The sequence below is a fragment of the Nostoc sp. genome (assembly GCF_036917815.1).
Taxonomy (GTDB): domain Bacteria; phylum Cyanobacteriota; class Cyanobacteriia; order Cyanobacteriales; family Nostocaceae; genus Nostoc.
The window spans coordinates 18613-39316 of sequence record NZ_JBALEK010000077.1 but is presented as its reverse complement, the minus strand read 5'-3'; the positions used below and the strand labels follow the sequence as shown (position 1 = coordinate 39316).

Genomic DNA, 20704 nt, shown 5'->3' with positions numbered 1-20704 from the left:
TATTCCCTATTCCCTATTCCCTATTCCCTATTCCCTATTCCCTATTCCCTATTCCCTATTCCCTATTCCCTATTCCCTATTCCCTATTCCCTATTTCCTATTCCCTATTCCCTATTTGCCATTTGTAAAAAATCACCTACTAGATAAAGGGAACCACACAAAACGATTAAATCGTCTGTGGTTGAGGTTGCGGCTTCTAGGGCTGTGAATAAATCTGGATGGATTTGGCGATCGCTTAATTCGGGACAGAGGTTGTAAGCTAGGTTTGATAATTCCTGTAAATCGGCGGAAGTTCTACCTGGCCAAGGTTCTACTGGTATTGGCACTAAATAAAGGCGATCGCCTGGTCGCAGTAAGGCGGTAAAAATATCAGTATGATCCTTATCGGCAAACATTCCCATAACCCAATTGATGGGTTTGTGGTTAACTGCGTCTAAGCTATCAACATACTGGTGGAGAACTTGGGCGGCGGCAGTATTATGAGCGCCATCAAGTAATAATTGATGGTTGTTCCAGGTAGTCCATTGCATCCGCCCCGGCCATTGAGTTTTTGCCATGCCGTTAATTATGACTTCTTCAGAAATCTGCCAACCTTGTTGTTGGAGAATTTCTAAAGCTGCTATTGCCAAAGCTGAATTAGTTAACTGAATCTGTCCCGCTAACGGCAAAGGGTATTTAATTAATTTGGAATTTTGAATTGTTTCATACTCTGCCCATCCTGTAGCGATTTCACGGGCGGGTTGAGGCGTAAAAAGTGGGCATTGTAATTCTAAAGCACGCGATCGCACCACTTTCTCTGCCTCTGGTGGCAATGGCCCAACTACAACCGCACATCCAGGTTTGAGAATACCTGCTTTTTCTCTAGCAATATCAGCAACGGTAGGACCCAATTGCTGCCAGTGTTCCCGGCTAATGGAAGTGATAATCGTAACTAAGGGTTCCAAACAGACATTTGTCGCATCTAAGCGCCCTCCTAGTCCAACTTCTACCACAGCCACATCAACTTGCTGCTGGGCAAAATATAACCAAGCAGCTGCCGTAATTACTTCAAATTGAGTTGGTTTACCATACTTTTCCCATAAACCTCGATCCCCCAAAGGGTTAACGTAGCCCTTTTCAAGGGGGTTTGGGGGGATGTCCTCGTCATCAGCACCAATAACCGCTTGGACTTTTTCTAATAATTGACTCAATTCTTCAGAAGAAATTGGCTGTTCATTCAGACAAATACGTTCCGTCCAATCGACTAAATGGGGGGAAGTATAGCGTCCTGTACGATAACCAGCCTCAGTAAGTATTGAGGAAAGATAGGCACAGACTGAACCTTTGCCATTAGTACCAGCAACATGAATTACCGAAACTTGGTGATGGGGATTGCCGAGATTTGCCAATAGATTGACAATGCGATCGAGTCCCAGATGGACACCAAAACGTTGCAGGGGTTGTATTACAGAATCGATATTCAAGGAAGGGAGTGGGGAGAAATCAATTCAGAATTCAAAATTGAATATAAAAACTGGGGGAGAAATAGCCTTATGGGGGTGAGGCAGACAAGGCATGAGGGAGAATATTAAACCCAATGTCCAATACTTCTCTTCTTAGGCTGCGCCAACGACAACTCTTGGAGACGCTACGCGTAGCAAGATCCCCGGAGGGGTACGCTCAGTACAAGTGCCCCATGCCCCATTAATGAATTTAGGCTTCCCGATCCAAAAAGCCTTGAATTTGTCTTAAAGCCGCAGCACCAATATTAAACACTGCCCAACTAGCGGCAATGGCAACTGGTGCTAAAACGATCGCTATACGGAAATCGATATCCATATCTAGAACCCCTCTTTTAAGTAGAAATTAAAGTTTTGTCAACTGTCCTCATTTTCATTTTTAGCTGAAGTGGGCAACTTTTCCCAACCTCTATGTAAAGAATGTTTAAATTATGGGGCATTGGGCATTGGGCATTGGGCATTGGGCATAGTTATTTCTTCTTTGCTCCCCTGCACGCTGCACCCTTGCTTCTTCCCCACTCCCCAGTCCCTAAACCTAGCTAAAACCAATATCAGTACCCTTACCAGCATGAACTAAAGCTAACTTTTGGTAACGTTTCGCGTGTTCAATCAGTTCTACGGCTTCAACATCTGTTACTTGGCGTAATACTTTACCAGGAATACCGACAACTAGGGATAAAGGCGGTATATTTTTAGTTACCACTGCGCCAGCACCAATAATGCTACCAGCGCCCACTCTTACCCCATCTAAAATTACTGCGCCAATGCCAATCAAACTTCCACGCTCAATGTAAGCGGAATGTACTACAGCGCGATGCCCTACGGTAATATAATCTTCTAAAATTGTCGGAAAACCAGGAGCGCCATGTAGAATTACACCATCCTGAATATTTGTGCATTCGCCAATTTCAATCCGTTCTACATCTCCCCTAACCACTGCTCCATACCAAATGCTCACCCCTGCTGCTATATTTACCGAACCCATGACAACAGCATTGGCTGCGATGAAGGCAGCTTGAGAAAAATCAGGAGATGTCCAGTAAGAAGCGGTAGACACGATAGAATATGAATATAGTACCCAGGAACACTGGAGAAACTCCAACCTTTGAGGCTGGTTGCATAACCAGGATATCACAGCGTCAACCCTCTACGCTGAGGAAAACACTAGTGACAATGTTCCTGCCGCAACTCCGTGTCTATGCAGCAGTGAGCAAGGAACCCAAAGTGGTTGAGCCGAAGTGTAAAATCCAACCCACTAGTGCTGGTGAAGACAAAATTATGTTTGTACGCACTTCATGATGAATCCAGGTTTGCAGTACCCAATGTTTGGGTCGGAAATACAGTGTCCCCATTGTCGCCAGACTATTCCGGCGCTGACACTTACAGATACCTATTTGTGTTCGCGTCATGGCGCCTTTGAAGCTAATCCTAAAAATGGAGAGTTAGTCCATTTGCAATCGGGGCGTAATTGGCGAAGGTGGAATAATGAATGGTATAGACAGCATACTCATCCCGATGGTATTCGCTTTGAAATTCACGAAGCATTAGACAAGCTGTATACCCAAGGCTATCGAGCCACAAGAGTAATTATTGCTCGACGCTATCAGGAATTGATGAGTGGCTATTTGGAACGCAGCACACCTTGGCGTGCTGGACAACCAGAAGCTACTGCTGCGCGTTTGTACGGCTTACCCGTGGAGTTTAGCCCCGATACTTCAGAAGATGACTGTTGGGAAGTGATTAATTTTGACTTGGAAAAAGAGCCTGGTGTCCCTGTGCGCTACCCTTATTTCAGGTTGTTTGAGTAATGGTCATTTGTCATTAGTCATTTGTCATTAGTGAATAACAAAGGACAAATGACTAAGGACTAAGGACTAAGGACTAATTATGCACCACGCTTCTATTCGGACTGCGAATATTCATCGAGCGATCGCTTTCTACGAACATTTAGGGTTTACAATTTCGGAACGCTTTACTACAGGCTACACCCTAGCTTGCTGGATGCAAGGATTGGGCGGCAGAATTGAACTGATCCAAATTCCTGAACCAAAACCAGCCCCAGATGCCTTTGCTGATGAGCATTATGTCGGGTACTATCATCTCTCGTTCGATTTAACTGAGATGACACCAGATTTATCTAGTTGGTTGACAAATTTACAAAAACGTGTATTAGTAGCGGCTGAGAGTCAAACCGAAGAATTACAACCTTTGAAGGTATTATTAGAACCGACACAACAACAAATAGGCGATCGCATTTACGAAGTAGCTTTCATCGCCGATACTGATGGTTTACCTCTGGAATTCATTCGGGTTTTAGCAAAACTTCCATAATTTAGCTTTTTTATTACAAGCTAGTCGGTAAGCGTAGAGCTACGTCACTTCATTGCTGAGATACAAGCAACTCGTGCGGTAATAAAGGCATTGAATCTTGGGTGACTTTTTTTACGCCAACTATGGTAGTATAAGATAGGAGGTAAGAAAGATGCTTGTTTTTGAGTTTAAAGCTTATGGGAAGTCAGCCCAGTTTACAGCAGTAGATGAGGCAATTCGGACTGCTAAGTTCATTCGTAATAGCTGTATTCGGCTATGGATGGATGTTAAAGATACAGGTAAAAACGATTTGCAGAAATATTGTGCTGTACTTGCAGCTAACTTTCCCTTTGCTAATGAACTCAATTCAATGGCTAGACAAGCTTCTGCTGAACGGGCATGGTCTTCTATCTCTAGATTTTATGACAACTGCAAGAAGGGAATTTCTGCTCATAAGGGGTATCCTCAATTCCAGAAAGATTGTCGTTCTGTTGAGTACAAAACATCAGGATGGAAACTTGCTGATGATCGCAAATCCATAAATTTCAGCGACAAAAAGGGGATTGGGCGGTTAAAGCTCAAAGGTACTCGTGACCTACACTTCTATCAAATTAACCAAATTAAACGGGTTAGATTGGTAAAGCGTGCTGACGGCGTTTATGTTCAGTTTTGTATTGACCTAGACCGTTCTGAGAACATAGAACCTACTGGTAGTACCATTGGGTTAGATGTGGGATTGAAAGAATACTACACCGACTCTAACGGGATAATGATTGAGAACCCTAAGTTTCTTCGTATTGGTGAAAAGGTTCTTAAACGTTCCCAGCGTCGTGTTTCTAGAAAGGTAAAAGGTTCAAAAAATCGGGGTAAGGCTAGACAGATTTTAGGAAAACGCCACCTCAAAATAAGTAGGCAACGTAAAGACCATGCTGTGAAATTGGCACGGTGCGTAGTTCAGTCTAACGACTTGATAGCTTATGAAGACTTGAGGATTAAAAATATGGTGAAAAATCATTGTTTAGCCAAGTCCATTAATGACGCATCTTGGTATCAGTTTCGTGTCTGGATTGAATATTTTGCTCATGTGTTCAAACGAGTCACGGTTGCGGTAAATCCGCAATACAGTAGCGCTGTTTGCTCTAGCTGCGGTGAAATTGTTAAGAAAACTCTATCTACCAGAACACACGCTTGTAAGTGTGGTTGCGTGATAGATAGGGACGAAAACGCAGCTAGAAATATCCTTGGCCGAGGATTGGGTACGGTAGGGCATACCGGAACCTTTGCACTTGATGCAAGCAACGCTTGGGGAGATGAAACCGCTACTCTTTCTGGGGCAACCCTGATTGAGCAAGTTATGTCTTAGATTCAAGAATCTCAGTGTCTTTAGACCTGAGAGTGTCAACTTTGTTGCTAATATATTGTTTTTCTCTATTGTTGCCGAACTAACAGATTTTTTTGCTGAATTTAGATTATTGTCATCCTCAAAATAATTATGTAACTTACAGCGATTTTCAGCTAAACAGACCATCTTGTAGGGGCAATTCATGAATTGCCCCTACAAGATGTGGTTCAAATAAATGAAAACTATGGATTTTCTAGATTGTATAAATATCCTTTGCCTTTATTACTTTTAAGCCTATGGCCAGTAGCGGTTTTTTGTTGAGCGATCAACCTGCTCATAGCCAATATCCAGCTATATCTAACAAAGAAAAATATCAGTCAACCTTGCTAACAAAAACAATAATGCCCTCAACACTGACAGAAAATGTCCGCAAAACAGTGCTGGAGAATAGTCTAACTGTCCTGACAAAGGAAGTGCATACTGCGCCAGTGGTGACGGTGCAGGTGTGGTATAAGGTTGGCTCACGCAACGAAGAACCGGGCATGAATGGCATTGCCCACCAATTGGAACACATGATGTTTAAAGGCACTCTAAATCGTCCGATTCAATTTGGACGTTTGTTTAGTGCTTTAGGTAGTGATTCCAATGCTTTCACCAGTTATGACCAAACTGCATATTACGGTACTGTGGAACGAAACAAGCTGAAAGCGCTCTTGGTGCTGGAAGCAGATAGAATGCAAAATTCCCAGATTGAGCCTGAGCAATTAGCGAGTGAGAAGCGGGTAGTAATTTCCGAGTTGCAGGGTTACGAAAATAGCCCCGAATATCGTCTCAACCGCGCCGTCATGCAGGCGGTGTTTCCTAATCATGCTTATGGTTTGCCTGTAGGTGGTACTAAAGCTGATGTCGAGAAGTTTGAAGTTGAGCAGGTACAGAAATATTACCACAATTTTTACAGTCCCGATAATGCCGTCTTAGTGATTGTTGGAGATTTTCAAACTGCAAACGCCCTTGAAACGATTAAAGAAGTATTTGGGAAATTACCAAAGAAAGTGAGGAGTGAGGAGTTAGCTGACTTTTCACGCTATGTGGAAAAACAAACGCGAAACCTAACCCCCCACCCCCCTTCTCTACCAGGGAATGGGGAGAATTCAAAGCCTCTCTCCTTGCAGGAGAGAGGTTTTCCAGATCCCGTAAAAAGTCCGAAGGACTTAAAACTTAAGAGTAAAAATACTTTTACCTCATCCCCCTCATCTCCCATAATATTGCGAGAACCGGGAGCAGGACGGCTGTTACAAGTTGTGTATCCGCTACCCGATGCAAATCAACCGGATGTGCCGGCGCTAGATGTAATGGATTACATCTTGACTGAAGGACGGAATTCTAGACTTTATCAGGTATTGGTGGAGTCGGGTTTAGCTAGTGAAGTTACAGCATCCGTTACCAGTTTGCGAGAATCTGGCTGGTATGAGGTGTTGGTAACGGCTGGTTCTAAAGAAGATTTGAAGAGAATTGACTCAGTGTTGAGCAGTGCGATCGCTAATGTAGCAGAAACAGGCGTGACATCTGAGGAAGTTGAACGAGCCAAAACCCAATTAACAGCAGATGTAATTTTGAGTAACCGTGATATCACCTCTCAAGCAATGCGATTGGGCAATGACGAAACAACTGTTGGTGATTATCGCTACACAGACCTCTATTTGGCTGCTGTTCGTCTGGTGAAGCCGACGGATGTTGTCGCTGTGATTAACAAATACTTGACAAAAGGAGCCAGGACAGTAGGCTTTTTTGAACCAACCCAGAACCTGATAACAGAAGTTGGTGACAAACCAGACTCCGCCCATACTACAGAAAACTTCTCTCCTGGCGCACCTGTGCTTTTGTCTGAGGTGGTGAAGTACTTACCGCCTGTGGATTTGGCTACAGATGCGATCGCCCAAGTATTACCACAGGAATTTAAATTTACCAACGGACTGCGGATATTACTGTTACCAGATCATAGTACTCCCACCGTTACCCTAAGCGGCCACATTCAAGCCGGGACGGAATTTGATCCAGACAATAAAGCTGGACTGGCTACTTTTGTGGCAGAGAATTTGCTCAGTGGTACTAATAGCAAGGATATCTTAACTATTGCCAAAGTCTTGGCAGAACGTGGGGCGAGTTTAGACTTTCAAACCTACCGCGAAGGTGTGCATATTGAGGGTGATAGTTTAGCAGACGATTTGCCGATACTGCTGGAGATATTGGCAGATGTTGTTAAAAATAGTACCTTTCCAGTTAAAGAGTTGGAATTGCATCGCCAACAAACTTTAAATGATCTGCAACTGGAATTAGATGAGCCATCAGAAGTAGCTAGAAGAATATTTGTTCAGTCAATTTATCCGAAAAAACACCCCTTACACACCTTTCCCACAGAGGAGAGTTTACAACAGATTCAGCACCAGGATGTGATTGATTTCAAAGCTAAACATTATCGTCCAGATACGACAGTGCTAGCGCTAGTGGGAGATTTTGATCTAGACAAAGTGCGATCGCTGATTCAAAATAAGTTTGGTGACTGGGAAGTTAGCGGCCAAGCACCCACATTAAAATATCCCCCGGTGGCAATGCCGGAGAAAATAGTCAGTGTCAACCCAGTTTTAGCAGATAAAACCCAAGCTGTTACATATATGGGTTATACAGGCATTAATCGTTACGATCCTCGGTTTCATGCCGCCTTAGTCTTGAATCAGATTTTGGGAGGCGATACCCTATCTAGTAGACTAGGTGCAGAAGTGCGCGATCGCCAAGGTTTGAGCTATGGAATTTATAGCTACTTCCAAGCCGGGAAGAATGCCGGGACATTTTTGATTGAAATGCAGACTAGTCCAGAAGATAGCATTAAAGCGATCGCTAGCACCCGCCAAATACTACAGCAAATCCATCAACAAGGCGTTACCGCACTGGAAGTAGAAACAGCTAAACGCACTCTCATCAGCAACTACAACGTTTCTCTGGCAAACCCAGAAGAATTAACAGATAGAATTTTGATGAATGAGGTATATGGACTAGATAAAATAGAATTGCACTCCTTAACTGATAAAATCCAGAAAGTCACTCTTGACCAAGTTAATCAAGCGGCTCGTGAGTTACTCCACCCAGATAAAATCGTGGTTGTCACTGCTGGACCGTCTGTGTTAGTAGATAAAAGCATTAAGTAGTACTTTGTCAAGCTAGTTTTGAAGGTTTGTAGTCAGGACTTTAGTCCTTGGAAAACAAGCACTAAAGTCCTGACTACGAATTTGCTTAACCATCAATTTAAACTTGATAGATTAGTAGAGATGGCGTTTCTATCTCTTGTCCAAGCAAAAATGCCCCATGCCACTTTCAAGAAGAAACAGCTTTCAAATGTGAGACATGAGATAGGTAGTTCCAGTCAATAACCCGATTCCGCCCAGAATTTTTAGCCTGTAACAGACATTGATCGGCACGATGCAGCAGACTCTCTCCTTGCTCATCATCCTCAGATCGTAGAGAGGCTGTGCCCAGGCTAATGGTGATATTAATTGTTAGTTTATTGTTGAGTGCAAATGGTTCGTCGCTGATGATGCGATTGAGACGACGGGCTACTAATAGTGCTTCGTCATCGCTAGTATTAGCTAGAATAATTACAAATTCTTCGCCACCATAGCGGAATGCTGTATCTTGACAGCGCAGATTGTGGCGCAAACGCTGACATAATACTTGCAAAACGCGATCGCCTACTAAATGCCCGTGAGTATCGTTAACTTTTTTGAAATGATCTACATCCAGAATAATCAAACTCAGGGAATTTTTTTGAGTCCTAGCTCTTTTAATTTGCCTGGGTAAGTCCCATTCTAAAGCACGGCGATTATTTAATTCTGTCAAGGAATCGGCTAAGGCGATCGCAGATAACATATCATTTGCCCGAATCAAATCTCGGTATTTTTGTGCTTTCCGCAAGCCAACTGTCAATTGAGCAAGTATTAGGCCATGATTGGCAGTCAACTCTGTCAAGCTATGATCTGTTTTTTCTTCAATAAGATGCCAAATATAAGCATCGGCTCCTTGCTTTAGTGCTGCGGCACTCATCTCCAATTCCCTGTGCCAACCCTTATTTCTCTCAGTCATCTGCTGGGGACGATCCTCAAAGAGAATACAGTATATCCACGATAGTTTTGTCTGGTCTTTCAACCAACTACACAGTTCCATACTGCAATCCAGGCTAGCCTGTACGAGTATTATATCGGGAGGTGTGATTTTAATTCGTGACACTGCCTGATTCAGATTGTCTATAACTTCTACACTATAAGCAGTCGCATAACGGATCTGATCTGGAAGTGTGGCGATAAAATTATTTTTTCCAAAGATCAGAATAGAAATATTCATTGGTTTATTTTTTATCCTATTTCAACTTTAAAGAGATTGACTTGATTAACTTACTGCACTTATTACCTAATACTAAATAGGATGTTCTAGGCTGAGTTATATTTTTTGATATATGATTTTAAAATGTAGATTCTACGGTTATTTTTCAAATAAAATCTCCTTTTAAGGCTTTGTAAGGCTTTATATTTACTACTACAGGTTCTGAAATATCCTCTTCTGACAACTAATGTCTTCTTTACAGTTTATTTTTAAAACAGTAAAAATACTGAATATTATTTGGTTGACTAAAACTCCTTACTGTAGTTTCTTAAGTGTTATTTCACTGATGAAATTGCCAAAAAAATAGTTTTTCATAACCATCACATCAGGGAGCTAAATTTCTTCCTAAGTAGAAAAATAAACAAAACATAAATTTTTTTATCTAATTGTCAAAACCAATTTTTTTATTGAATTAAAAATGTTATTTTTCATATAAAATTTCAGCCTAATTCTTAAAGAAAAAGGCTTTGATCAATAATCAAGGTAGGAGTTGAATTGCCAAAAAGATCCGGATCAAATAGACAATAGAACTATCACCTACTATGAATAATAGGCTGATGGCACTAACATCCCCGACAATTACAGATCGAATTTATCGGGCAAAAATTTCCAATTATAAGTCCGCGAAGAGGAAAAGGGGCAGGGAGCTCAAAGCTTGGGGCAAACCCCATAAATAAATTTAGTTGCTCTGAACAAGGACGCATTATTTATCGTGGTACGCATCTCGAAATAAATATTTTTGCTTTTAGGCATAAATAAATTTAGTTGCTCTGAACCCTTTTAGCAGTGGAAATGAGCGTATCTTTCTCCCCTGCTCCCTGCTCCCTGCTCCCTGCTCCCTGCCCCCTGCTCCCTGCCCCCTGCTCCCTGCCCCCTGCTCCCTGCTCCCTGCCCCCTGCTCCCTGCTCCCTGCTCCCTGCTCCCTGCTCCCTGCTCCCTGCTCCCTGCCCCTAAGTGGGTAAATTACTTTTATTCCGGCTGTAGAAAGGGCGGAATAAATATAGAAAATCTTGTAAACTTCTGTGAAAAGCTAGAACCCGATCAATAACCTTCTACTGTGTAACCAGCAGCAACAATTACCTGTTTGATTGACTCCTCAGAAGCTGCGGATACCACTGTGACAGTTTTAGCGTTAACATCGACATCCACCTTGGCATCAGGTTCCATAACGTGGATGGATTCAGTAATTGTTTCAGCGCACCCCTCACAAGCAATATTTGATACTTTCAGTTTTAGTGCCATTTGTTACCTCAGTATGTATGGGGAATTTAAAGTATTTCTTAAGGATTAATCTTAACCATCAAAATGCGATCGCGCATCCTGCCAGAGTCAGATTATGGGATAAAAGCGTCCTAATTACTGGATTTTGCTTACCGACTGGCACAATTTGCTGGCAGTAATATGAAACAAAATGCAAGAATATATAAAGCTATTTATGAAAATACACTTAACCGAGTGCCGCTACGCCCAAGTCTAAAGTCTAAAGTCTCAAGTTAAAAACACTTATGTCTTCAAATCCCCAGTACCTAAGCGGTAACGAAATTCGCCAGATATTTCTCGACTTCTTTGCCCAACGGGAACACCAAATCCTTCCAAGTGCCTCCCTCGTGCCAGAAGATCCAACCGTGCTGCTGACGATCGCGGGGATGCTACCATTTAAGCCGATATTCTTGGGGCAGCGCACACCAGAATTCAAGCGGGCTACGACTTCGCAAAAGTGTATCCGCACCAACGACATCGAAAATGTTGGACGCACTAAACGGCATCACACGTTTTTTGAGATGTTGGGCAATTTCAGCTTTGGTGATTATTTTAAAGAACAAGCGATCGCTTGGGGTTGGGAAATCTCTACACAAGTCTTTGGCTTTTCCCCCCAAAATCTCGTCGTCAGCGTTTTTGAAGATGATGATGAAGCCTTTGGAATTTGGCGCGATCAAATCGGTGTGCCGATAGCGAGAATTAAACGCTTGGGTGAAGATGATAACTTTTGGGTATCTGGCCCGACTGGCCCTTGCGGCCCTTGTTCGGAAATTTATTATGACTTCCACCCAGAACGCGGCGACGAAAATATAGATTTAGAAGACGATTCCCGGTTCATCGAGTTTTATAATCTTGTCTTCATGCAATATAACCGGGATGCTTCCGGGAATTTAACGCCACTGCAAAACAAGAACATCGATACCGGCATGGGTTTGGATCGAATGGCGCAAATTCTCCAAAAAGTGCCTAATAACTACGAAACTGACCTAATTTTCCCAATTATTCAAACAGCAGCCCAAATTGCTGGTATTGACTACCACAGCAGTGATGAAAAAACCAAAACTTCCCTAAAAGTCATTGGCGATCACGTTCGTTCCGTTGTCCACATGATTGCTGATGAAATTCGCGCTTCCAACGTGGGGCGGGGTTATGTGTTGCGGCGGTTAATTCGGCGGGTGGTGCGTCATGGGCGATTAATTGGGATTGATGGTGAATTTACTACCCAAATTGCCGAAACTGCGATCGCACTTTCCGAATCAGCTTACCCCAATGTGCGCCAACGCGAAGCAGCAATTAAAGCTGAGTTGCAACGGGAAGAATCTAATTTCCTCAGAACTCTAGATAGAGGCGAAAAACTGTTAGAAGAAATCATCCAAGAGGTGAAACAGCGAGGGGAAATTCAAATTAGCGGTGAAAGCGCATTTACCCTCTATGACACCTACGGATTTCCCCTGGAACTTACTCAAGAAGTTGCCGAGGAAAATAATCTGACAGTCGATGAAGCGGGATTTAATATCGAAATGCAAAAGCAGGTGGAACGTGCCAAAGCAGCACATGAAACCATCGATTTAACTGTGCAAAGTTCCCTCGACAAATTAGCAGAACACATCCAAGTCACCGAATTTTTAGGCTACACCCAATCGGCGGTGACGGCGAAAGTCGAAGCGATTTTGGTAGAAGGTGTTTCCCAAGAGGAAGCAGAAGCGGGGACACAGGTACAAATTGTCCTTGACAAAACGCCATTTTATGCTGAATCTGGCGGACAAATTGGCGATCGCGGTTATATCTCTGGTGATGGTATCGTTGTTCGGGTGGAAGACATGAAGAAAGAATCTGATTTCTTTGTTCACTTCGGACGCATCGAACGCGGTACATTGCGCGTAGGCGATCGCGTCACCGCCCAAATCGATCCCGCTTGTCGCCGTCGCGCCCAAGCTAACCATACCGCAACGCATCTATTGCAAGCAGCGTTGAAGAAAATCGTTGATGATGGCATATCTCAAGCTGGTTCTCTAGTTTCCTTTGACAGGTTGCGCTTTGACTTCAACTGTCCCCGCGCGTTGACAGCAGAGGAAGTTCAACAAATTGAAGAACAAGTGAACACTTGGATTGCCGAAGCACATACTGCGAAAGTGGAAGTATTACCTTTAGCAGAGGCGAAAGCTAAGGGTGCTGTTGCCATGTTCGGGGAAAAATATGGCGATGAAGTGCGGGTAATTGACTTCCCTGGCGTATCAATGGAGCTATGTGGTGGAACCCATGTCAGTAACACGGCTGAAATTGGCGTGTTCAAAATTATTTCCGAAGCTGGTGTGGCTTCTGGAGTGCGGCGCATTGAAGCTGTATCAGGACCAGCAATCCTAGATTATCTCAATCTGCGGGATAAAGTAGTTAAAGATTTGAGCGATCGCTTTAAAGTTAAACCCGAAGAATTACCAGACAGAATCACAAGTCTGCAAAGCGAACTGAGAAATAGCCAGAAAGAATTAGAAACCTTGAAGGTGCAGTTAGCGATCGCCAAATCTGACAGCTTGTTACAAACAGCAGAAAGCGTAGGCGATCATCGAATTATCGTCGCCCAATTAGAAAATGTTGATCCAGAATCATTGAAAACCGCAGCCGAACGCTTATTGCAAAAAATCGGTAACGGTGCAGTGGTACTGGGTTCTATTCCTGAAGAAGGGAAGGTTACCATAGTAGCAGCTTTTAGCCCAGAAGTCAACAAAAAAGGTTTACAAGCAGGTAAATTTGTCGGTGCGATCGCTAAAATTTGCGGCGGCGGCGGCGGCGGAAGACCTAACTTAGCCCAAGCAGGCGGACGCGATGCAAGTAAATTACCAGATGCATTAGCACACGCGGAAAGTGATTTAAAGTCCGCGTTGGGTTAGCTATAGCGGTTCTCGAATGGATGCAATACACTTTGACCTCTCTCCTAAAAGGAGAGAGGCTTTGAATCTTGCTCCCCAACGCTACAAGGGTTGGGGCTGGGGGTTAGGTCTGTATTGCACTCAACAGAGAAGCGCTATATCTTCTTGTTCAACCAGAGATAAAAGCGATCGCTATCCCCAAAAAAACTTAACATTAACCATAGAAGTGTTAATTTTTCATCATACAAACTCATGGGTTACTACATCGCTCCCCGCTTTTTGGACAAACTTGCTGTCCACATCACTAAAAACTTTTTGAAGCTTCCTGGTGTGCGAGTACCCTTGATTTTGGGAATTCATGGACGCAAAGGTGAGGGTAAAACATTTCAATGTGAGTTAGTCTTCGAGAAAATGGGTATCGAAGTGACTCACGTATCAGGCGGCGAATTGGAAAGTCCCGATGCGGGAGATCCAGCGCGGTTGATTCGGCTGCGCTATCGAGAAACCGCAGAACTGATCAAAGTACGCGGCAAAATGTGTGTACTGATGATTAACGATTTAGATGCGGGTGCTGGACGCTTTGATGAAGGCACTCAATATACTGTAAATACCCAGTTAGTGAATGCCACACTGATGAATATTGCTGATAATCCTACAGATGTGCAGTTACCGGGAAGCTATGATTCCACACCTTTAAATCGTGTGCCGATTATTGTCACAGGTAATGATTTTTCTACCCTCTATGCACCGTTAATTCGGGATGGACGGATGGATAAATTCTATTGGGAACCCAATAGAGAAGACAAGGTGGGAATTGTGAAGGGGATTTTTGAACCAGATGGACTCTCAGCAAAGGAAGTTGAACAGCTAGTTGATACTTTTGTCAATCAATCCATTGACTTTTTTAGCGCTTTGCGATCGCGCATTTATGACGAACAAATCCGCAACTATATCCATAAAGTCGGCTTTGAGCAGGTATCCTTGAGTGTGGTTAACAGCACTGAAGGACCACCAGAATTTCAAAAGCCCGATTTCAGACTGTCTCACTTAATAGAGTCTGGTAACTTTCTCGTTGGTGAGCAAAAACGGGTGGAAAATTCCCATTTAGTTGATGATTACAATCGACTAAATCGAGGTAGAAATTCTCAATCTGCACCACCTGCTGCTGTCACCCCAATTAGTCAGCCGTCAAATGGTGCAACCCAAGAAGCAAAAACTAATGCATTTCAAAAACAGCAAGCATCAAGTCCACATTTAACTCTTGAAACACAAGAACAGATTCGGCAATTATTGTCTCAAGGTTACAAAATTAGTATTGAACACGTAGATGAGCGCCGTTTTCGCACAGGTTCTTGGCAAAGTTGCGTTAATAGCCACATTGATGCCGAGTCTGATGCAATCTCAAATTTGGAATCAACTTTAACAGAATATAGCGGCGAGTATGTGCGCTTGGTAGGTATTGATCCAAAAGCCAAGCGGCGGGTAGTGGAGACAATTATTCAGCGTCCCAATGGCAAAAATTAGCAGCCAGTTAAGTTATATTATCTCCGCTAAATTACAAGACTTACGCAAACAATAGCCAATACCCTGATTTTCATCTGTAGGGGCAATTCATGAATTGCCCCTACAGATGAATTCTAACCTTCTAACTACAAGTATTTGCCGAAGCTGAGTTCACTCTTGTTAAATCACCAGTGAATATGGCTGTGTATTGATAAGGTGATGAACCAGAGCAAGTCATAGAATTTGTATCAGTACGCCGTGGAGTCCACCATGACTTTGCTTGCACAGTTAAATTTGTGCCATCCCATGATAAGTTGTTGACAACTAAAGAGTTTGTTTGTCCATTATCCGCCTTTTTAGCAGATAAAAATGTGGCATAAGAAACATCGCCATTGCCTGGATTAATCCGGGCTATAACTGCGACTTTTGGCCCGCCTCCGCTACCATAGCTAGACAACCAACGCCCAGTGGCAAAGCGGCGAAAATCATTACCAGACTGACTGCCAGTAGAAGAGTAAACGCCATATAAAACATTGCCCCCATCCCAATACAATCCGTAACCTGTACCATCGTCGTTGGTTGTTTCGTAATCAGTACGGCACCATGTTTTTATGCCATTATTGAAGCGGATAGTTATAGGGTTTTTGTTATTTGAGAATTGCTGATAACCAATGTAAAAGCTTGTTGCTCCATTAACTACTCTAGACCCATTTTTGGCTTTGATTGTCGCTTCACTATCATTGCAACTGAATGTCACACCACTACCGATAGATGAATTTACAGTTTCGGCGAAAGCTGGAGGAGCTTTTTGTATGATTACTAAATCAGCTACTAGTAATATAGATAAAGAAAAACCTGCAAAAAACTTCTGTAATTTGCGATAAGAAATCATGGTATAAACTTGCCGAGAAAGTTCAAAGGGAAACACCGTACAACTATAAACTCTAATCGGTATTTAGACAAGTAATTTTTTTTAATCCCATTTTGTCACATTCTCAATACTACGAAAAATGAGACTATAGAACAAACTGAATAATATAATATGCGTGAGAATACCTGATATTAGCTGTATGTAATTGTTGCCGATCAAGGAGCATCAATGAATAAATTAAATAAATGAGTAATGAGTAATAAGTAATGAGTAATGGGTATTACTCATTACTTCAAAATTAAAGACAGTTGGAGTCGGGGATTTAAACCCCAACTCAACTGATATTACGTGTAATGGTTGGGGTCTTAAACCCTTGAATTTACGATAAATTGCCATAGGCTATGGACTAGGGTGTGTTTTCAAACTACTCGTTTGCCTCCTAATTTTTTAGATCCCCCTAAATCCACGCCACGTGCTTCTCCCAGGGGGAGACGCTACGCGAACAAGTCGGGAAACTGCAAGGGCGCAGTGGCTCCCCTTAAAAAAGGGGGACTTTAAGGGATTTTGAGCAAGCCTTTTTTAAGGGGGGTTGGGGGGATCTAAGACTTTGAAAACACGCCCTAGGGTGCTTTTAGCAAGATAGGTTATTTCGGGGTTTTATTAATCATTTTGCAATTTTTAATTAATAATTTTTAATTTTTAATTGGAGCGTTCGCGCAGCGTCTCGTAGAGAAGCGACTTGACTCATATTGCCCAATGACAAAGGGATTTGGATAACCCAATCTCACCTAAACCATCTCAAACTCTAATTGATGACTCTTGAGAAAATCATGGGTGAAATGATCCACCACATTTGTATCAGCTAGTTCCAAATTATAAAAATCCACAGATGTATGATCAAAATGGGGTCCAGCGTGCCAAGTACCCTCATGTAGCTTGATAAAACAATTGCCCGGAATGCGGAAAGCAGCAATACCCTCTAATGCTGGTTCATTCACATCATTATCAGGAGGACAAACTGCAATTAACCAATCCTTACCTTCTAAAGAACCCAGACATTGAGTGCATTCCTGATGGCGAGTAATTTTGTGAAACTTTCGCCCTCTCTTCTCCAACCGCATAACATAAAATCGTGGAATCCCGTTTTGCAGGTTTAACTGGGCATCTTCCCCATCATAAACTTTGCCATCAAGACTTGCAAAAATCACCTGTCCATAACGCCGGAAGTTTTCAGAAGTCACCCATTGTGCCTGTAATTGTTGCACTGTCTTTGATGTACTCATATCAAATCTGGGAGAAAGATTACTTAAGTTTATTTTCGCCCAAAATGACTGAATTTTATACAGTCATCATGGTGACTTCCTGAGTTGAATTGCCCGACATTATCAAAAAATAACCTCAGCTAGCGAGATAACTACGTACTTGTTCCTTTTGGCGACGGAGGAGACTAAGAGCTTTTTGCTCTATCTGACGCACTCGTTCTCGACTAATGCCCATGCGATCGCCAATCTGTGCTAAAGAAAGTTCATAGCCATCAGTTAGACCAAAGCGCAAGGTTAATATTTCTCGCTGCTGGGGAGACAACTTTGCCAACAAGTCTTGTAAATCTTGGTGGAGAGATTCTTCAACAGCATAGTCTTCGGGAGAAGGTCCATCATCCTCCAGTATGTCCTGCAACTCTGTATCTTGTTGTTCACCAACTCGCGCTTCTAAGGAGAAGGGTTGACGGGCCAAGTACAAACACTCTCTAACTTGGCTGGGTGTCAAAGATAACGCAGTGGCAATTTCAGCAGTAGTGGGAACGCGACCTAACTGTTGAGATAATTCTCGTTGCACCCGCTTAATTTTGTTCAGTTTCTCAAAGACGTGGATCGGTAAACGAATTGTACGTCCTTGTTGAGCGATCGCTCGTGTGATTCCTTGACGAATCCACCAGTAAGCGTAGGTAGAAAACTTATAACCAAGAGCGGGATCAAATTTATCCACCCCTCGCTCTAAACCCAAAGTACCTTCTTGAATTAAATCCATGAATTCCAGGTTGCGGTGCTGGTATTTCTTCGCCACTGCTACCACTAAGCGGAGATTAGCCTGAATCATTTTCTGCTTGGCTTGGTGTCCTTGACTTAGCTGTTGCTTTAGCATCTCAACACTTGACTCAACCCGATCTGCCCATTCTTGCAGCGTCGGTTCGTGGTTTAATTTCACAGCCAATTCTTCCTTAGCAGCGAGTAAATTCATCATCTGCTGCACCTGTTGGGCAAAAATAACCTCTTGTTCGCGAGTCAACAAATCTACACGCCCGATCTCTTGCAGATAACTACGCACAATATCATCTGTAGCTCGAGGCTTTTTATCTGCGACTAAACTTTTTTTCTTCGTTTTTTGAACTTCGGTATGTGGAGATGTTAAGCTGCTCATGGTTATTTGCTCCTCTGTAACGTCATCAATTTATTGGTATCAAGTCTAGATATTCAGACCCATAGCCATTTCACACTGCTAATCAATTGGCAATACTGATGAATTCTGGTCTATGATACATTACAAGTCAATTGTTGGAGATAATAAACCCAAAATCAACCCACCCCTTAATACTAACATCATCACCAGTGACAAATCAATTACCTCAAGGCTCATCAGCATATCTTTGGAAGTAATTACACTTCTTTCTCCTGGATTTTTGCAGATTTTCAAACACAATTATATTTACTTTAGTTATCCAATATATTTACTAGGAAAAACGAAAACTTGACTAACCAAAAATTTCCTGAACTCAAAGAAAAATAACCAATAGCAAATGACAACATAATTCTGAATTAGTAAACCACAGAATATTTATTTTGTGGAAATTTCAATAGTCTGATTCTACTTCCATGTAATTCTGATTCAATGGAAATTGATTAAATATAAAATGTCCATTTTCTCCCTCTAATTTTTTGCTAGATCATCTAATCATATCAAGCTGTGTACGCAGTGGGCGATCGCTAAACATCAAAAAAAAGCACTTTTCCTGCTCCCTTGCTCAAGAACAGCTTTCTTTAGGATTCTGGTAAAATACTTGTAGTTAGGGATTTAGGATGACAAATAGGCGGGTATCTGCGACAATTGCGCTGGTGTCATACTGCACGAAGACATCTGCATTAAATACGGTATTATCAATGTAATTACTCCTGGATACATTTTCTGAATTAAAAGTAGTGACAGTGGTAACATTAACACCAAGGATAATACTTGGCAAGACAGGAACGCCCGCGATCGCCACTAATATCCTAATTGAAACGAAAATATTTACCTTTAGGAGTAGGTAGTTGATCCAACAACATTCTTAAGTTCTGGAATAAGTCGGAAATCATCTGAGATTCTTAAGGACTCTTAAAGAAGCAACATCTCACAACTTTATCGCTGACTCTCTTCCACCTTAAGTTGACACGAAAGCACATCTATGCAAATGATTGACTTCTAGCAAAGATTTTCGGGAAAATGGTACTATTTGAAGTTTTAAGCTAACTCTTTAACCATTACTTTAGCAGATATTGGTTAAGAAAAGCATTCACCTCATTGGCGCATAACCCGACATTAACTGTTTTTCCGGCTTTTCTGAGAATATCTAATCCTTGACCATTATTGCGGAGGTCTGGATCAAGTATAGATACATATATTTCATGTATCCGACTATCTTCAGCGATCGCTAAGGCACAAGCAGGTGTGCGTCCATGAAAAGAACAAGGTTCAAGAGTTACATATATTTTCAAGAAGTTGAAAGCTTGTCCTTGAATCTGTTGAAGTGCGTCAGCCTCAGCATGGTGTTTTCCCGCTGCTTGGGTGTATCCTTGAGCCACTATCTTTTGGGCATCTGTAATTACACAGCCGACTGGTGGGTTAGGCAAACATTCCGGTAAAGCTTTTCTGCTTTGAGCTAAAGCAGCGAGCATAAATATTTCATCCATATTTTCGCGTAAATTATCTAGATAAATTACACTACCAAGAATTAGTTATTTCCTTCTTGTTAAAAAAGTTCCAATATCAAAACTTAGTAACTGTCACACTAATACCAGAATCGAGTTTAGGAACCTTGAGATACTCAATTGGCTCATAACTTTGAGAGCTTTGGGTATTTGTTGGGTTCTGACATTGCTTAAAGAAAGCCTCTGGATTCTTGAGCAAGTCAAGGGGGCTAATCTTCGGGCATTCTTGCTCCCGCACTAGCAAAATTGATTCAGCAGTTTGTTTTGGATTATTAGTCTGTCCAATAAAGTTATTCCATGTAGTGTTAATCGTGGCTGGTTGTGTCAATAAAACTTCAGCTTGATTGCGATTGCCTGTTGTCATGGGAACATTCTCTTGGTTGGCATCTGCCCTGTGGGGGAGAGCGAGTGTGCTAATCACAATGACTAAGATGATAGAAGAGGATTTCATAATTCAATCTCTCAACATTTAATGTCAGTTTAATAATAATAGGCTAGATACAGAAACCAAAAAATAGCAACGTAGTGTCAGGACTTCAGATTAACACACGTAGCAATAAGTATAGCTAAACTTCATTAAAAATGTAGTGACATCTAGTAGACTGTGGCGGAACTTTACCGATCTTTAGCAAGTTGCTCTGAGCAATTTGTCTGGTTTT

At 42.2% G+C, this 20704-nt stretch carries 19 protein-coding genes; 7 read left to right on the top strand and 12 right to left on the bottom strand.

The genetic code is table 11. The annotated features are described in order from the left end of the window. Window positions 1-104: 104 nt before the first annotated feature. The 3 genes from V7K97_RS23530 to V7K97_RS23520 all read right to left on the bottom strand — a co-directional run bounded on the left by V7K97_RS23530 (window position 105) and on the right by V7K97_RS23520 (window position 2556). The gene (locus tag V7K97_RS23530; RefSeq protein ID WP_334803406.1) at window positions 105-1463 is read right to left on the bottom strand and encodes a bifunctional folylpolyglutamate synthase/dihydrofolate synthase; all 1359 of its coding nucleotides are present in this window, start codon (window positions 1461-1463) and stop codon (window positions 105-107) included. A gap of 229 nt (window positions 1464-1692) precedes the next feature. After that, window positions 1693-1818: a photosystem II protein Y gene (locus tag V7K97_RS23525; RefSeq protein ID WP_292747505.1), complete on the bottom strand. Its 126-nt coding sequence runs from the start codon at window positions 1816-1818 to the stop codon at window positions 1693-1695. Between the two features lie 216 nt (window positions 1819-2034). Continuing rightward, a complete protein-coding gene (locus V7K97_RS23520) occupies window positions 2035-2556 on the bottom strand; it encodes a gamma carbonic anhydrase family protein (protein WP_334803405.1) in 522 nt (173 codons plus the stop codon). 110 nt (window positions 2557-2666) lie between these two features. Here V7K97_RS23520 and V7K97_RS23515 point away from each other — a divergent pair, with 110 nt between their 5' ends. From V7K97_RS23515 to V7K97_RS23495, 5 genes are all read left to right on the top strand, one after another. Further along, on the top strand, window positions 2667-2798 hold the full coding sequence (locus V7K97_RS23515; protein ID WP_334803404.1) for a hypothetical protein: 132 nt from the start codon (window positions 2667-2669) through the stop codon (window positions 2796-2798). Next, window positions 2798-3307 carry a TIGR02652 family protein gene (locus tag V7K97_RS23510; protein ID WP_442936890.1) on the top strand — a complete coding sequence of 170 codons (510 nt, stop codon included), beginning with the start codon at window positions 2798-2800 and terminating at the stop codon, window positions 3305-3307. The genes V7K97_RS23515 and V7K97_RS23510 overlap by 1 nt, the downstream gene beginning before the upstream one ends. Window positions 3308-3386: 79 nt before the next feature. Beyond that, on the top strand, window positions 3387-3830 hold the full coding sequence (locus V7K97_RS23505) for a VOC family protein (protein WP_334803402.1): 444 nt from the start codon (window positions 3387-3389) through the stop codon (window positions 3828-3830). 151 nt (window positions 3831-3981) lie between these two features. Then, a complete protein-coding gene (locus V7K97_RS23500; protein WP_334803401.1) occupies window positions 3982-5172 on the top strand; it encodes an RNA-guided endonuclease InsQ/TnpB family protein in 1191 nt (396 codons plus the stop codon). Window positions 5173-5552: 380 nt separating this feature from the next. Further along, entirely contained in the window at window positions 5553-8354 is a 2802-nt protein-coding gene (locus V7K97_RS23495) for a M16 family metallopeptidase (RefSeq protein ID WP_442938922.1), read from the top strand. A gap of 166 nt (window positions 8355-8520) precedes the next feature. Here the strand turns inward: V7K97_RS23495 and V7K97_RS23490 are convergent, their stop codons facing one another. Beyond that, window positions 8521-9543: a GGDEF domain-containing protein gene (locus tag V7K97_RS23490; RefSeq protein ID WP_334803400.1), complete on the bottom strand. Its 1023-nt coding sequence runs from the start codon at window positions 9541-9543 to the stop codon at window positions 8521-8523. Between the two features lie 1080 nt (window positions 9544-10623). Then, window positions 10624-10824 (bottom strand): heavy-metal-associated domain-containing protein, encoded by a 201-nt coding sequence (locus V7K97_RS23485; protein WP_334803399.1) that lies wholly within the window; start codon window positions 10822-10824, stop codon window positions 10624-10626. Between the two features lie 263 nt (window positions 10825-11087). On the opposite strand from V7K97_RS23485, the gene alaS reads away from it, so the two are divergent. Together alaS and V7K97_RS23475 are read left to right on the top strand one after the other, a co-directional pair. After that, window positions 11088-13730, top strand: a complete 2643-nt coding sequence (gene alaS / locus V7K97_RS23480; protein WP_334803398.1) for an alanine--tRNA ligase — start codon at window positions 11088-11090, stop codon at window positions 13728-13730. Between the two features lie 231 nt (window positions 13731-13961). Next, window positions 13962-15233: a ribulose bisphosphate carboxylase small subunit gene (locus tag V7K97_RS23475; protein ID WP_334803397.1), complete on the top strand. Its 1272-nt coding sequence runs from the start codon at window positions 13962-13964 to the stop codon at window positions 15231-15233. Between the two features lie 121 nt (window positions 15234-15354). On the opposite strand, the gene V7K97_RS23470 is transcribed toward V7K97_RS23475, so the two are convergent. The 7 genes from V7K97_RS23470 to V7K97_RS23440 all read right to left on the bottom strand — a co-directional run bounded on the left by V7K97_RS23470 (window position 15355) and on the right by V7K97_RS23440 (window position 20496). Next, complete coding sequence (locus V7K97_RS23470; protein ID WP_334803396.1) at window positions 15355-16104, bottom strand: hypothetical protein; 750 nt, start codon at window positions 16102-16104, stop codon at window positions 15355-15357. Window positions 16105-16871: 767 nt separating this feature from the next. After that, window positions 16872-17366: an ureidoglycolate lyase gene (locus V7K97_RS23465; protein WP_334803395.1), complete on the bottom strand. Its 495-nt coding sequence runs from the start codon at window positions 17364-17366 to the stop codon at window positions 16872-16874. Between the two features lie 115 nt (window positions 17367-17481). Next, window positions 17482-18501: an RpoD/SigA family RNA polymerase sigma factor gene (locus V7K97_RS23460; protein WP_334803394.1), complete on the bottom strand. Its 1020-nt coding sequence runs from the start codon at window positions 18499-18501 to the stop codon at window positions 17482-17484. A gap of 120 nt (window positions 18502-18621) precedes the next feature. Further along, on the bottom strand, window positions 18622-18774 hold the full coding sequence (locus V7K97_RS23455; protein ID WP_334803393.1) for a hypothetical protein: 153 nt from the start codon (window positions 18772-18774) through the stop codon (window positions 18622-18624). A 370-nt stretch (window positions 18775-19144) separates the two neighbouring features. Beyond that, on the bottom strand, window positions 19145-19342 hold the full coding sequence (locus V7K97_RS23450) for a DUF3172 domain-containing protein (RefSeq protein WP_334803392.1): 198 nt from the start codon (window positions 19340-19342) through the stop codon (window positions 19145-19147). Window positions 19343-19598: 256 nt separating this feature from the next. Continuing rightward, a complete protein-coding gene (locus V7K97_RS23445) occupies window positions 19599-20027 on the bottom strand; it encodes a bifunctional diaminohydroxyphosphoribosylaminopyrimidine deaminase/5-amino-6-(5-phosphoribosylamino)uracil reductase RibD (RefSeq protein WP_334803391.1) in 429 nt (142 codons plus the stop codon). Between the two features lie 76 nt (window positions 20028-20103). Further along, window positions 20104-20496, bottom strand: a complete 393-nt coding sequence (locus V7K97_RS23440; protein WP_334803390.1) for a hypothetical protein — start codon at window positions 20494-20496, stop codon at window positions 20104-20106. Window positions 20497-20704 lie beyond the last annotated feature (208 nt).

Coding starts and splice junctions, on each gene's coding strand:
- V7K97_RS23465 (WP_334803395.1), bottom strand. CDS start 17,366: ATGAGTACATCAAAGACAGTGCAACAATTACAGGCACAATGGGTGACT.
- V7K97_RS23525 (WP_292747505.1), bottom strand. CDS start 1,818: ATGGATATCGATTTCCGTATAGCGATCGTTTTAGCACCAGTTGCCATT.
- V7K97_RS23475 (WP_334803397.1), top strand. CDS start 13,962: ATGGGTTACTACATCGCTCCCCGCTTTTTGGACAAACTTGCTGTCCAC.
- V7K97_RS23445 (WP_334803391.1), bottom strand. CDS start 20,027: ATGGATGAAATATTTATGCTCGCTGCTTTAGCTCAAAGCAGAAAAGCT.
- V7K97_RS23500 (WP_334803401.1), top strand. CDS start 3,982: ATGCTTGTTTTTGAGTTTAAAGCTTATGGGAAGTCAGCCCAGTTTACA.
- alaS (WP_334803398.1), top strand. CDS start 11,088: ATGTCTTCAAATCCCCAGTACCTAAGCGGTAACGAAATTCGCCAGATA.
- V7K97_RS23440 (WP_334803390.1), bottom strand. CDS start 20,496: ATGAAATCCTCTTCTATCATCTTAGTCATTGTGATTAGCACACTCGCT.
- V7K97_RS23460 (WP_334803394.1), bottom strand. CDS start 18,501: ATGAGCAGCTTAACATCTCCACATACCGAAGTTCAAAAAACGAAGAAA.
- V7K97_RS23495 (WP_442938922.1), top strand. CDS start 5,553: ATGCCCTCAACACTGACAGAAAATGTCCGCAAAACAGTGCTGGAGAAT.
- V7K97_RS23505 (WP_334803402.1), top strand. CDS start 3,387: ATGCACCACGCTTCTATTCGGACTGCGAATATTCATCGAGCGATCGCT.
- V7K97_RS23470 (WP_334803396.1), bottom strand. CDS start 16,104: ATGATTTCTTATCGCAAATTACAGAAGTTTTTTGCAGGTTTTTCTTTA.
- V7K97_RS23510 (WP_442936890.1), top strand. CDS start 2,798: ATGAATCCAGGTTTGCAGTACCCAATGTTTGGGTCGGAAATACAGTGT.
- V7K97_RS23490 (WP_334803400.1), bottom strand. CDS start 9,543: ATGAATATTTCTATTCTGATCTTTGGAAAAAATAATTTTATCGCCACA.
- V7K97_RS23485 (WP_334803399.1), bottom strand. CDS start 10,824: ATGGCACTAAAACTGAAAGTATCAAATATTGCTTGTGAGGGGTGCGCT.